General features: G+C 74.7%; 10 protein-coding genes. 9 read left to right on the forward strand and 1 reads right to left on the reverse strand.

The features are described 5' to 3' along the window. Position 1 precedes the first annotated feature (1 nt). Positions 2-1,024, reverse strand: a complete 1,023-nt coding sequence (locus tag ACLQ14_RS15620) for an AAA family ATPase (RefSeq protein ID WP_425814780.1) — start codon at positions 1,022-1,024, stop codon at positions 2-4. Between the two features lie 412 nt (positions 1,025-1,436). On the opposite strand from ACLQ14_RS15620, the gene mraZ reads away from it, so the two are divergent. From mraZ to ACLQ14_RS15665, 9 genes are all read left to right on the forward strand, one after another. Beyond that, positions 1,437-1,910 carry a division/cell wall cluster transcriptional repressor MraZ gene (gene mraZ, locus ACLQ14_RS15625; protein WP_425814654.1) on the forward strand — a complete coding sequence of 158 codons (474 nt, stop codon included), beginning with the start codon at positions 1,437-1,439 and terminating at the stop codon, positions 1,908-1,910. 187 nt (positions 1,911-2,097) lie between these two features. Next, positions 2,098-3,195 (forward strand): 16S rRNA (cytosine(1402)-N(4))-methyltransferase RsmH, encoded by a 1,098-nt coding sequence (gene rsmH, locus ACLQ14_RS15630; RefSeq protein ID WP_425814656.1) that lies wholly within the window; start codon positions 2,098-2,100, stop codon positions 3,193-3,195. Further along, the gene (locus tag ACLQ14_RS15635) at positions 3,192-3,629 is read left to right on the forward strand and encodes a hypothetical protein (protein WP_425814658.1); all 438 of its coding nucleotides are present in this window, start codon (positions 3,192-3,194) and stop codon (positions 3,627-3,629) included. Before rsmH ends, ACLQ14_RS15635 begins: the two co-directional genes overlap by 4 nt. Positions 3,630-3,760: 131 nt before the next feature. Beyond that, positions 3,761-5,665 (forward strand): peptidoglycan D,D-transpeptidase FtsI family protein, encoded by a 1,905-nt coding sequence (locus tag ACLQ14_RS15640; RefSeq protein WP_425814660.1) that lies wholly within the window; start codon positions 3,761-3,763, stop codon positions 5,663-5,665. A 49-nt stretch (positions 5,666-5,714) separates the two neighbouring features. Continuing rightward, entirely contained in the window at positions 5,715-7,346 is a 1,632-nt protein-coding gene (locus ACLQ14_RS15645; protein ID WP_425814662.1) for a UDP-N-acetylmuramoyl-L-alanyl-D-glutamate--2,6-diaminopimelate ligase, read from the forward strand. Next, entirely contained in the window at positions 7,343-8,752 is a 1,410-nt protein-coding gene (locus ACLQ14_RS15650) for a UDP-N-acetylmuramoyl-tripeptide--D-alanyl-D-alanine ligase (protein ID WP_425814664.1), read from the forward strand. The genes ACLQ14_RS15645 and ACLQ14_RS15650 overlap by 4 nt, the downstream gene beginning before the upstream one ends. Then, positions 8,749-9,831 (forward strand): phospho-N-acetylmuramoyl-pentapeptide-transferase, encoded by a 1,083-nt coding sequence (gene mraY, locus ACLQ14_RS15655; protein ID WP_425814666.1) that lies wholly within the window; start codon positions 8,749-8,751, stop codon positions 9,829-9,831. Before ACLQ14_RS15650 ends, mraY begins: the two co-directional genes overlap by 4 nt. Beyond that, positions 9,828-11,315 (forward strand): UDP-N-acetylmuramoyl-L-alanine--D-glutamate ligase, encoded by a 1,488-nt coding sequence (murD, locus tag ACLQ14_RS15660; RefSeq protein ID WP_425814668.1) that lies wholly within the window; start codon positions 9,828-9,830, stop codon positions 11,313-11,315. The genes mraY and murD overlap by 4 nt, the downstream gene beginning before the upstream one ends. Beyond that, positions 11,312-12,802 carry a peptidoglycan glycosyltransferase FtsW gene (locus ACLQ14_RS15665; RefSeq protein ID WP_425814670.1) on the forward strand — a complete coding sequence of 497 codons (1,491 nt, stop codon included), beginning with the start codon at positions 11,312-11,314 and terminating at the stop codon, positions 12,800-12,802. The genes murD and ACLQ14_RS15665 overlap by 4 nt, the downstream gene beginning before the upstream one ends. Positions 12,803-12,811: the final 9 nt, after the last annotated feature.

Raw genomic sequence — 12,811 nt, forward strand, 5'->3', positions numbered from 1 at the left:
CTCAGCGCCGGCTCGGTGAGCGGTCGGCTCGCGCCGGCACGGCCGTCCGCTCGACGATCGCGGTGACGACGTCGGCCGGGGTCTGCCCGGCGAGCCGGGCCTCCGTGGTGGTGATGAGGCGGTGGGCCAGGACCGGGACCGCGAGCCGCTGGACGTCGTCCGGGAGCACGTGGTCGCGCTGGTCCATGGCCGCGACGGACTTCGCGGCCCGCAGCAGCTGGATGGTGGTGCGGGGCGACGCGCCGAGCCGCAGCGACGGGTGCTCGCGCGTCGCGGAGACGAGGTCGAGCACGTACCGCTTGACGGCGTCGGACGCCCAGATCCCGCGGACCGTGGTGATGAGGCGGGCGACGACGGCGACGTCCGCGACGGGCGTGACCTCGCCCAGCGGGTCGTGGGTCTCCATCCGGTCGAGGAGCTCGAGCTCGGCCTCCGGCTCGGGGTAGCCGATGGACAGCCGCGCCATGAAGCGGTCCCGCTGCGCCTCGGGGAGCGGGTAGGTGCCCTCCATCTCGACGGGGTTCTGCGTCGCGACGACGAAGAACGGCCGGGGGAGGGCGTGGGTGACGCCGTCGACCGTGGTCTGCCCCTCCTCCATGCACTCGAGCAGCGCCGACTGGGTCTTGGGCGAGGCGCGGTTGATCTCGTCGCCGATCACGACGTTCGAGAACACGGGCCCGGGCCGGAACTCGAACTCGTGGGTCTGGTTGCGGTAGATGCTGACGCCGGTGAGGTCGCTCGGCAGGAGGTCGGGCGTGAACTGGATCCGCCCCACGCTGCCGTCGATCGCCCGCGCGAGCGCCTTCGCGAGCGTGGTCTTGCCGACGCCGGGCACGTCCTCGATGAGCAGGTGCCCGCCGGCGAGCAGCACGGCGAGGGTGACGTCGACCGCGTCGCGGCGTCCGGTCACGACCGACTCCACCGCGGTTCGAAGCCGCGCGGTGACCCTGACGAGCTCGTCGAGGGCGGAGCCGGCCGAGGGCTCGGAGGTGTCGGCAGGGGCGTTGTCCGTGCCGTTGTTCATGCCACTGGAGTCGAGGAGCACGCGGGACCTCCGTCGGTCGAGAGCGGCGGACCGCCCGAGCAGGACGACCGTCGGACGGCGCGCCACGACCCGACCCGCCCGGGCTCGCCGGACGGCGGTCGCCGCGTGCCTGCGACGTCGTACCACGAGCGTAGAGCACGTGTCGCAGGTCACTCCACCTCGCTCCACCCCTGCACCCCGGCCGCGGCGGAGACGGTGCCCCGTCCGGGTCCGGTCACGGCGGCCCGCCGGGCGCGGACGTCCGGCACGCCGGTGACGCTCCCACGCCCTCCACCGCGCCCCACCGCGCTGACCTGCGCCGACGTCGTCGGCGCGGGGTGAAAGGCGCGTCTCGACGAGCGAAAGGTGGAGGGAAGTGGAGTAATGTGGGGGCAATGGGAGGCAGGAGGAGGTGCGTGCCGTGCTCGAGTCGTTCAGCGGGGTGCCGAGCCTGCTCCTGGGCACGTACACGCCCCGGCTCGACGACAAGGGGCGGCTCATCCTCCCGGCCAAGTTCCGGGCGCAGCTGGCACCGGGCCTCGTCCTCACCCGAGGGCAGGAGCGCTGCCTGTTCCTGCTCCCCATGGACGAGTTCCGCCGCATGTACGACCAGATCCGCGAGGCTCCCGTGACGAGCAAGCAGGCGCGGGACTACCTGCGGGTCCTGCTCTCGGGCGCGAGCGACGAGGTGCCGGACAAGCAGGGCCGGATCTCGATCCCGCCCGCGCTGCGCGAGTACGCGGGCCTCGACCGGGACGTCGCCGTGATCGGCGCCGGAACCCGCGTCGAGGTCTGGGACCTCGCCGCGTGGCAGGCCTACCTCGCCGAGCAGGAGAGCGAGTACGCACGCACCGCGGAGGAGGTGGTCCCGGGGCTGCGGCTCTGACTGCGTCAGGCAGGACGAGCACCGAGCAGGACCCATCACGAGAACGTCCGGACGGCCCGCACGACCAGGCCTCCTCCCGCCCGTTCTGACGCCACTTCCCCGGCGTCAGAGGGTCGCGGAGGGAGACCTGACCGGGTGGCCCGACCGGCAGCACCACGGCACCAGCAGCACGGGAAGGAGGGGACCGATGGCTGGGACGGAACGAGACCACCGCCAGGGCGACGCGGCGGGCCGGCACGTGCCGGTCCTCCTGCAGCGGTGCGTCGACCTGCTGGCCCCCGCCCTCCAGGCTCCCGGTGCCACCCTCGTGGACTGCACGCTCGGCATGGGCGGGCACACCGAGGCGGTGCTCGAGCAGATCCCGGCGGCGCGCGTCATCGGGATCGACCGCGACCCCGAGGCGATCGCCCTCGCGTCGCGGCGGCTCGCGCGCTTCGGCGACCGGTTCGTCGCCGTGCACGCCGTGTACGACGAGATCGAGGACGTCGTCGCCGACCAGGGCGCGGACGCCGTCGAGGGCGTCCTCATGGACCTCGGCGTCTCGTCCCTCCAGCTCGACGAGGTCGACCGGGGGTTCTCGTACGCTCACGACGCGCCCCTCGACATGCGCATGGACCCCACCACGGGTCCCACGGCGGCCGACGTCCTCAACACCTACGACGAGGCCCAGCTCGTCCGCATCCTGCGCGAGTACGGGGAGGAGCGCTTCGCTCCCCGGGTCGCGCGGGCGATCGTCCGCCGGCGCGAGCAGCGGCCCTGGGACCGCAGCGCGGAGCTCGTCGAGGTCGTGCGCGCGGCGATCCCCGCCGCGACGCGCCAGACGGGCGGCAACCCCGCGAAGCGCACCTTCCAGGCGCTCCGGATCGAGGTGAACGGCGAGCTCGCCGTCCTCGAGCGGGCGGTGCCGGCGGCGGTGGCGGTCCTCGCGGTCGGCGGGCGCATCGTCGTCGAGTCCTACCAGTCGCTCGAGGACCGGCTCGTCAAGCGCGAGCTCGCCCGCGGCGCGACGTCCAGCGCCCCGCCCGACCTGCCGGTCGAGCCCGAGACCCACCGCCCGTACCTCCGCCTGCTGACGCGCGGCGCGGAGGAGGCGGACGGCGCCGAGCTCGAGCGCAACCCGCGGTCCGCTTCCGTGCGGCTCCGCGCCGCCGAGCGGGTCCGACCCACGCCCGACCACGTGCTCCGCGAGCTCGCCGCGCGGGGGAGCTCCGGACGTCGTCCCGCCGGTGCCCGCCCGTCCACCCGTCCCACCCCGTCCCACCGCCCTCAGGAGGCACGCCCATGACCGCGTCCGCCGGCGCGACGGCGCGCGTGCTGCGCCAGTTCGAGCCCGCCACCGACCCCAAGGCCGCCCCGCGCGCCGCCGAGGCGCCCCGCCCACGGCTGCGTGTCGTGCGTGCCCCCGCGACCGGCCGCTCCCGCGTGCCGTTCGTCGCGCTCTGCGTGGCGATCGTGGCCGGCGCGCTGGTCACCGCGCTCCTGCTGAACATCCAGATGGCCCGGGACTCCTTCGCGCGCAACACGCTCAACGCCCAGGTCGCCCAGACGGCGCAGGACGTGCAGGACCTGACCTCGAAGCTCGACGCGGCCTCGGCCCCGGGCACGCTGGCCCGCACGGCCCGGTCGCTCGGTATGGTGCCGAGCACGGGCCAGGGCTTCCTGCGGCTGTCGGACGGCAAGGTGATCGCGACGCCCGAGGCGGCGGGGGCGAAGGGATGAGCCCCCGCCCGACGACGCCGCCGCGCTCGGGTGCGCCGCGCGCCGCCGCGCCGCGGTCGGGAGCTCCGCGGTCGAGCGCGACTCGCACCTCGGGTTCGCCGCGGGCTGCGGCCCGGACGGCGTCGGGCGGCGTGCCCCCGCGGAACGGGGCCCGGACCAAGGGCAACGCGAGCCCGCCCCGGAACACGGCGGCGCCGCGCCGCCCGGCTCCGGCCGCCCGCCGGCCGGCCCCGCGCCCTTCGGTCTTCCGGAAGGCCGGCCGCCCGGAGGTCCGGCTGCGCTGGGTCGCGGCCGTCGTCGCGCTCGCGCTGCTCGCGTTCCTGCTCCGGCTCGCGTACGTCCAGCTGTACGACGGCGCCGCACTCGCCGCCCGCGGGCACAACGACCGCCTCGTGACGACCGTCCTCCCCGCGGCACGCGGCGACATCACGGACGCGAACGGCGTCGTCCTGGCCACGAGCCAGGCCCGGTACACCCTGATCGCGAACCCGACGAGCATCGCGCGGTTCGTGCCCACGGACGCCCAGGTCGCCGCCTACCGCGGCGCGGGCGAGCTCGGCACGGGCGCGGTGGCGGCCGCGAAGCTGCTGGCGCCGCTCGTCCACGAGGACGCGAGCACGCTGGGCGCGGCGCTCAACGCGTCGTCGAAGGGCAAGCTGCTGCAGTACAAGGTCCTCGCCAAGGACCTGCTGCCCGAGGCCTGGCGCGCGATCGACGCGCTGGGCATCGCGGGGATCTCGTCCGAGCAGACCTCCGAGCGCGTGTACCCCGCCGGCGCGACCGCGGGCAACCTCCTCGGCTACGTCGACGCCGACCAGCAGGGCGCGGGCGGCCTGGAGAAGGTCCTCGACGGGCAGCTCTCGGGCACGCCGGGCCAGGAGACCTTCGAGCGCGGCGTGGACGGCCAGCGGATCCCGACCGGGACGGACCAGGACAAGGCCGCTCAGCCGGGCTCCGACGTCGCGCTCACCATCGACCAGGACATCCAGTGGTACGCGCAGGACGCCGCGGACAAGGCGAAGAAGGACACCGGCGCCACCTGGGTGATCGTCGTCGTCCAGGACGTGAAGACGGGCGCGCTGTACGCCCTCGCGAACTCCGGGACGGCCGACCCGAACGACTCGTCCGTGCCCGTGTCGAAGCGTGGCTCGGTCGCGGTCGAGGGCACGTTCGAGCCCGGCTCGACCGGGAAGATCATCACCATGGCCGGCCTGCTCGAGTCGGGGCTCGCGAAGCCCTCGTCGCAGTTCCAGGTCGGCTACACCTACCAGACCTCGAACGGCCAGACCTTCCACGACTCGCACGAGCACGGCGTCGAGAAGCTCACGCTCGCGGGGATCCTCGCGGAGTCGTCGAACTCGGGCACGGTGCAGGCCGGGTCGAAGATGACGGCGCAGTCGCAGTACGACACCATGCGCGCCTTCGGCCTCGGTCAGCACACCGGGCTCGGCCTGCCGGGCGAGTCCGCGGGCATCCTGCGCCAGCCGCAGGACTGGGACGGCCGCACCCGGTACTCCGTGCTCTTCGGCCAGGGCCTGTCCGCGAACGCGGTGCAGGTCGCGGGGGTCTACTCGACGATCGCCAACGGCGGCGTCCGGCAGCCTGCGCACGTCGTCGCGTCGACCACCGCGCCCGACGGCACCAAGACGCCCGCCGACCTGGCGGACGGCAGCCGCGTGGTCTCCGAGAAGACGGCGAAGCAGCTCACCCGGATGCTCGAGGGCGTGGTCGGCGGCGACGACGGCACGGGCGCCAAGGCGGCCGTCCCCGGGTACCAGGTGGCCGGCAAGACGGGCACCGCCGAGGCGGTCGGGAGCAACGGCCAGCTGTCCTCGATCGTGTCGTCGTTCGCGGGCTTCGCGCCGGCCGACAACCCCCGGCTGACGGTGGGCGTCTTCGTCAAGGACCCGAAGACGTCGATCTACGGCGGCGAGACCGCCGCGCCGGTCTTCAGCAAGGTCATGGGCTTCGCCCTGCACGACCTGGGCGTCGCCCCCAGCGCGGGCGCCGCCAAGCCCTACAAGACGACGTGGTGAGGCCCGGCCCCACCCGGCCGCCGGCCGCCCGCACGATAGGTTTCTTCCCGTGACATCCCCCGCTCCTCGCCTGCGCCCCCGCACGTCCGCACGGCTCACCCTCGCCCGGCTGGTCGACGGTGTGGCCACGGTCGACCGGGCCGCGGGGGAGGACGTCGTCGTGACGGGCGTGGGCGCGGACAACCGCACCGTGGCGCCCGGCGACCTCTTCGTCGCGCTCCCCGGAGCGCACGTGCACGGCGCGCGGTTCGCGCCCGACGCCGTCGCCCGGGGCGCGGTCGCCGTCCTGACCGACGCGGAGGGCGCGCGCGTCCTCGCGGCGGCCGGGAGCCCGGTGCCGGTGCCCGTGGTCGTCGTGCCCGAGCCGCGCGCGGTCCTGGGTGCGCTCGCGGCGCGGGCGTACGGCGAGCCGACCGCGCGCCTCGCGACGTTCGCGGTGACGGGCACCAACGGCAAGACGACGACGACCTACGCCCTCGACGCCGTCCTCGCCGCCCTCGGCCGCACCACGGGTCTCGTGGGCACGGTCGAGATCCGCTCGGCGGGCCGGGTCGTGCCGAGCGCGCTGACGACGCCCGAGGCCGCGGACCTGCAGGCGATGCTCGCGACCATGGTCGACGACGGCGTCGAGGCCCTCGCGATGGAGGTCTCCTCGCACGCGCTCGCGCTGCACCGCGTCGACGGGATCGCCTACGACGTCGCGGGGTTCACCAACCTCAGCCAGGACCATCTCGACTTCCACGGCACGCTCGACGCGTACTTCGCCGCGAAGGCCGCGCTGTTCACGCCGGCGCACGCGCGCCGGGGCGTGGTCGTGGTGCCGGCCGACGGGCCCGGCCGCGCGTGGGCGCTGCGGCTGCTCGCGGAGGCGACCGTGCCGGTCGTGCCGCTCCGGCTCCCCGGCGCCCAGGCGCCCGGCGTCGGCTGGTCGGTCCGGGACGTCACGCAGTCCGCGGACCGGCAGGCGTTCGACCTCGTCCACGACGACGGGCGGCGGCTCGCGGTCGGCACGACCCTGCCGGGCGCGTTCAACGTGGCGAACGTCGCGCTCGCGCTCGCGATGGTCGTCGAGTCCGGCGTGGAGTCGGCCGCCCTCGAGGCGGCCCTGGAGCGCACGGGCGGCGTCGCGCCCGCGGTGCCGGGGCGCATGGAGACCGTGTCGTCCGGGCCGGGGCCGCGCGTCGTCGTCGACTTCGCGCACAACCCGGACGCGCTCGCGCTCGCGCTCGACGTCCTGCGCCCGACGACGGCGGGCCGGCTCGTCGTCGTGTTCGGTGCCACCGGGGAGCGCGACACGGCCAAGCGCGCCGTCATGGGTAGGGTTGCCGTCGAGCGTGCGGACGTCGTCGTCGTGACCGATGACGACCCGCACGGCGAGGACCAGGCGGCCATCCGGGCCGCGGTCCTCGAGGGTGCGCGGGACGCGCTGGGCGCGGGGGCGCACGACGTGAGGCTCGTCGAGGTGGCCCCGCGCGCGGACGCCATCCGCGCCGCCGTGCGCGACGCGGCGGACGAGGACACGGTGCTCGTGGCGGGACGGGGCCACGAGGTCTGGCAGGAGATCGACGGCGTGAACCATCCGTTGGATGATCGCGTCGAGGCGCGCGCGGCGCTCGCCGCCCGGCAGGCCGGGGGCCGACCGGGGGACGGGGCCGCGCCGACAGGAGAGCAGGACGCATGATCGAGCTGACTGCGGCCGACGTGGCCGCAGCGACCGGCGGCGCCGTGAGCGCCGCCCACGCCGGAGCCCGCGTGACGGGCCCGGTCGTCATCGACTCGCGCGACGTGACCGCCGGGGCGCTGTTCGTCGCGCTCCCGGGCGAGCACGTCGACGGGCACGACTACGCGGCGGCCGCCGTCGCCGCCGGGGCGACCCTCGTGCTGGCCGCGCGCGAGGTCGCGGACGTGCCGTGCGTCGTCGTCGACGACGTGCAGGCGGCGCTGGGCGAGCTCGCGCGGTACGTGCTCGCGACCCTCCGCGCCGAGGCCGACGTCCGCGTCGTCGCCGTCACGGGCTCGGTCGGCAAGACGACGACCAAGGACCTGCTGGGCGCGCTCGTCACGCCGCTCGGCCCCACGATCGTGCCCCGCGGCTCGTTCAACAACGAGATCGGGCTGCCCCTCACCGTGCTGGGCGCCGACCGCGGCACGCGCTTCCTCGTTCTCGAGATGGGCGCCGACCACGAGGGCAACCTCACCTACCTGACGCGGATCGCGCCGCCCGACGTGTCGGTGGTGCTGGTCGTCGGCTCGGCGCACCTGGGGTACTTCGGGTCCGTGGAGGCCATCGAACGGGCCAAGGGCGAGCTCGTCCAGGGGCTGCGTCCGGGCGGCGTCGCCGTCCTCAACGCCGACGACCTGCGGGTCGCGGGGATGTCGCGCCTGACCGACGGCCCCGTCGTGACGTTCGGGACGATCCCGTCGGCGGACGTGCGCGCGAGCGACGTCACCCTCGACGCGGAGGGCCGGGCGTCGTTCCGGCTGCACGCGCCGGGGAGCGAGCCGCTGCCGGTGTCGCTGCGGCTCGTCGGAGAGCACCACGTGACCAACGCGCTCGCCGCCGCCGCGGCGGCCCTCCAGCTCGGCGCGGCCCCGCAGGACGTGGCCGGCGTGCTGTCCGAGGCCGTGCCCGCGAGCCCGCACCGCATGCACGTCGTCGACCGGCCGGACGGCGTCCGGATCATCGACGACTCCTACAACGCCAACCCCGACTCGATGCGCGCGGGCCTCCGCGCGCTCGCGGTCATGGCCAGGCAGACCGGCCGTCGCTCCGTCGCGGTGCTCGGCGAGATGCTCGAGCTCGGCCCCGACGCGCGGGGCGTGCACGACGAGCTCGGCGAGCTCGTGGTGCGGCTCAACATCCGCTGGCTCGTGGTCGTGGGCGCAGGCGCGGGCGGCATCGTCGACGGCGCGCGCCGCGAGGGGTCGTGGGGCAGCGAGGTCGTGCACGTCGCCGACGCGGCCGAGGCGGCCGAGCTGCTGCGCTCCGAGCTGAAGGAGGGTGACGTGGTCCTCGTGAAGTCGTCCAAGGGGGCGGGCCTGTGGCGGCTCGCGAACGAGCTCACCGGTGAGCAGGTGCCCGCATGATCGCGATCGTCCTCGCCGCGCTCGTCGCGCTCCTCGTCTCGCTGTTCGGGACGCGGTCGTTCATCCGCTTCCTCGTCAAGCACCACTACGGGCAGTTCATCCGCCAGGACGGCCCGACGTCGCACCTGACCAAGCGCGGGACGCCCACCATGGGCGGCGTCGTCATCCTGGTCGCTGCGGTGCTCGGCTGGGGCGCGGGCTCGCTCGCGACCGGGCGCGCGCCGAGCGCGAGCGCGTGGCTCGTCATGTTCCTCACCTGCGGGCTCGGGTTCATCGGGTTCCTCGACGACTACACCAAGATCCGCCAGCAGCGCAGCCTCGGGCTCTCCCCGGTCGCGAAGATGGTGGGGCAGGGCGTCGTCGGCGTCGTGTTCTCGATCCTCGTGCTGCAGTTCCCCAACGGGAACGGGCTCAAGCCGGCCTCGACGAAGATCTCGTTCCTGCGGGACACCCCCGTCGACCTCGCGTTCGCGGGCACCGCGCTCGGGGTGGTCCTCTTCGTGGTCTGGGCGAACTTCCTGGTGACCGCGTGGTCCAACGCGGTCAACCTCACCGACGGGCTCGACGGCCTCGCGACGGGCGCGTCGATGCTGGTGTTCGGGGCCTACCTCATGGTCACGGTGTGGCAGATCAACCAGAACTGCCAGCGCTTCGTCGAGTCGACGACCGCCTGCTACGAGGTCCGCGACCCGCGCGACCTCGCGATCATCGCGGCGTCGCTCATGGGGGCGTGCTTCGGGTTCCTGTGGTGGAACGCGAGCCCGGCGAAGATCTTCATGGGGGACACGGGCGCGCTCGCGCTCGGCGGCGCGCTCGCCGGCATCTCGATCGTGTCGCGGACCGAGATCCTCGCTGCGATCATCGGCGGCCTGTTCGTCATCATCCTCATGTCGGACGTCATCCAGATCGGGTACTTCAAGGCGACCGGCAGACGCGTGTTCAAGATGGCGCCCCTGCACCACCACTTCGAGCTCACGGGCTGGGGCGAGGTCACGATCGTGATCCGGTTCTGGCTCATCGCCGCGCTCTGCGCCGGGCTCGGGCTCGGGCTGTTCTACGGCGAGTGGGTCGTCACGTGACGCGCCAGGCCGTCGCCGCGCCGTACGACCCCGCGGGCGTGCGCGTGCTCGTCGCCGGCCTGGGCGTGAGCGGCCGGGCGGCCGCGGAGGTGCTCGCGGCGCACGGGGCCGACGTCGTGACCGTGGACGCGCGTGCCGAGGACGCCGACGTGAGCGACGCCGAGGGCGCGAGCCTCGACGGCGTGGGGCTGGTCGTGGTCAGCCCCGGCTGGCGCCCGGACCACCCGCTGCTCGTCCGGGCGGAGCGGGCCGGCGTCCCCGTGTGGGGCGAGGTCGAGCTGGCCTGGCGGATGCGGGTGCCGCGCGACCACGGCGACGGCGCGGGCACACCCGCGCCCTGGCTCGCGGTCACGGGCACCAACGGGAAGACCACGACGGTCGAGATGCTCGCGTCGATCCTCGCCGCGGCCGGGCTCGACGCCCCCGCGGTGGGGAACGTCGGCGATCCGGTGGTCCGCGCCGCGACCGACCCGGCCCACGACGTGCTCGCCGTCGAGCTGTCGAGCTTCCAGCTGCACTTCACGCGATCCGTGTCGGTCCTCGCGGGTGCGGTGCTCAACATTGCGCCCGACCACCTCGACTGGCACGGCTCGCTCGACGCGTACGCGGCCGCCAAGGGCCGGATCTACGAGCGGGCGCAGGTCGCGTGCGTCTACAACGCGTCCGACGCGCGGACGGAGCGCCTCGTGCGTGAGGCGGACGTGGAGGAGGGCGCGCGGGCCGTCGGGTTCACGCTCGGCGCGCCGGGTCCGGGGCAGCTCGGGCTCGTCGAGGACGTGCTCGTCGACCGGGCGTTCCACCTGCCGTTCGACGACCCGGCCCGGCACGCGTCGGCCGCGGAGCTCGGCACGCTCGACGACCTCGCACACCTCGCCGGCCCGGGCGGGACGGTCGCGCCGCACGTCGTCGCGGACGCGCTCGCCGCGGCCGCGCTCGCCCGCGCCGTCGGGGTCCCGGCCCGCGCGGTGCGCGAGGGGCTGCGGGCGTTCCGGCCGGGCGGGCACCGGATCGAGACCGTCGCGACGGTCGACGGCGTGGGCTACGTCGACGACTCCAAGGCCACCAACGCGCACGCCGCGGCCGCGTCGCTGGCCGCCTTCGCGCCGGGGACGGTCGTGTGGGTCGCGGGCGGGCTCGCCAAGGGGGCGACGTTCGACGAGCTCGTGGAGCTCCGTGCGGACCGGCTGCGCGGCGTCGTCCTGATCGGCGTCGACGCGACCCCCCTCGCGGACGCACTGGGCCGACACGCGCCCGACATCCCTGTCGTGCGCGTCGACCCCGGAGACACTGGTGCGGTGATGACCCGAGCCGTCGCCGCCGCCCGCACCCTCGCCCGCCCGGGCGACACCGTGCTGCTCGCGCCCGCCTCGGCGTCGATGGACCAGTTCCGGTCCTACGCCGAGCGGGGCGAGCTGTTCGCGGGTGCCGCCCGCGCGCTCGCGCCCGCCGACGGCGGGTCGGCGGGCGAAGGGTCGGTGGCATGACGGGAGCGCCCGGCGTCACGCGCGCACCGCGTGCGACGGGCACGCGCGCCCAGGCGGTCCCCGCGGCCAAGCCCCGGGCGGCGTCGGGGGGGAAGGCCGCGAGCCGGCCCGCCAAGGCTGCTGCGCGGCCGAAGCCCAAGCGCTCGACGCTCGCGACCGTGTGGGACAGCCCGCTCGCGACGTACTACCTCGTGGCCGGCGTCACGGCGACGCTCCTCGCGATCGGGCTCGTCATGGTGCTCTCGAGCTCGGCGGTCACGCAGATCGCGAAGGGCAACTCGCCGTTCGGGGTGTTCCTCCAGCAGGCCCAGTACGCACTCATCGGGATCCCGCTCCTGCTCGTCGCGGCGCACGTGCCGGTGCGGATCTACAAGCGGTTCGCGTGGGTCGGGCTCATCGGCGCGCTCGCGCTGCAGTGCCTCGTGTTCGTCCCGGGGATCTCCAAGGAGGTCGGCGGGAACCGGTCGTGGATCCACGTCGGCGGTTCCGTCCAGTTCCAGCCGGCCGAGGTCGCCAAGCTCGCGCTCGTCGTCTGGCTCGCGACCGTGCTCGGACGCAAGCAGCGCCTGCTCGGGCAGGCACGCCACGCGATCATCCCCGCGGTGCCGGGTGCGCTCCTCGTCATCGGCCTGGTGCTCGTCGGCAAGGACCTGGGCACGGCGCTCGTCGTCATGATGCTGGTCGTCGGGGCGTTCTTCGTCGCCGGTGTCCCGCTCCGGCTGCTGGTGGCGGGGATGGGGATCGGCGGCATCTTCGTGTGGCAGCTGTTCCTGAACGGGAACTCCAACCGCGGAGGACGGATCTCCGTCCTCCTCAAGGGCTGCGACCCGAACGGGGCCAACGCGCAGGAGCTGTGCTACCAGACCATCCACGGGATGCAGGCCCTGGGCTCGGGAGGCCTGACCGGGGTCGGGCTCGGCGCGAGCCGTCAGGCGTGGGGGTACCTGCCGGCGGCGTCGAACGACTTCATCTTCGCGATCATCGGCGAGGAGCTCGGGCTGCTCGGGGCGGGCCTCGTGCTCGTGCTGGTCGGGCTGCTCGGGTACGCCTGCTACCGGGTCGTGCGTCGGCACGAGGACCCCTTCGCCAAGGTCGCCGCCGCCGCGATCGGATGTTGGATCGTCGGGCAGTCGCTCGTCAACGTCGGGGTCGTGATCGGCGTCATCCCCGTCATCGGGGTGCCGCTCCCTCTCATCTCCGCGGGCGGCTCGGCGCTCGTCACGACGCTGGTCGCGATGGGCATCCTGCTGTCGCTCGCGCGCACCGAGCCGGGGACGTCGGAAGCGCTCGCCGCGAGGCCGTCGATCGCGCGCCGGACGCTCGGCGTCGTGGCCGGAGCCGGCCGCCGGAGCCCCCGCACCCCCGTACGATCAGGCGGAAGCACTCAGTCGGCACGAAAGGCGCAGCCGGCACCAAGCGCCCGGTCGGGACGAAAGTCCCCGTCAGGACGAAAGGCCCACCGCGGGCGCGAGCGCCCCGCGCGCTAGCCGGCGGCG

Origin of the sequence: Luteimicrobium sp. DT211 (assembly GCF_049844995.1) — a bacterium.
Lineage (GTDB): Bacteria > Actinomycetota > Actinomycetes > Actinomycetales > Cellulomonadaceae > Luteimicrobium.

Excerpts from the sequence above, each read along its gene's own strand:
- ACLQ14_RS15620 (WP_425814780.1), bottom strand. The coding sequence starts at position 1,024 with ATGAACAACGGCACGGACAACGCCCCTGCCGACACCTCCGAGCCCTCG.
- rsmH (WP_425814656.1), top strand. The coding sequence starts at position 2,098 with ATGGCTGGGACGGAACGAGACCACCGCCAGGGCGACGCGGCGGGCCGG.
- ACLQ14_RS15635 (WP_425814658.1), top strand. The coding sequence starts at position 3,192 with ATGACCGCGTCCGCCGGCGCGACGGCGCGCGTGCTGCGCCAGTTCGAG.
- ACLQ14_RS15650 (WP_425814664.1), top strand. The coding sequence starts at position 7,343 with ATGATCGAGCTGACTGCGGCCGACGTGGCCGCAGCGACCGGCGGCGCC.
- mraY (WP_425814666.1), top strand. The coding sequence starts at position 8,749 with ATGATCGCGATCGTCCTCGCCGCGCTCGTCGCGCTCCTCGTCTCGCTG.
- ACLQ14_RS15665 (WP_425814670.1), top strand. The coding sequence starts at position 11,312 with ATGACGGGAGCGCCCGGCGTCACGCGCGCACCGCGTGCGACGGGCACG.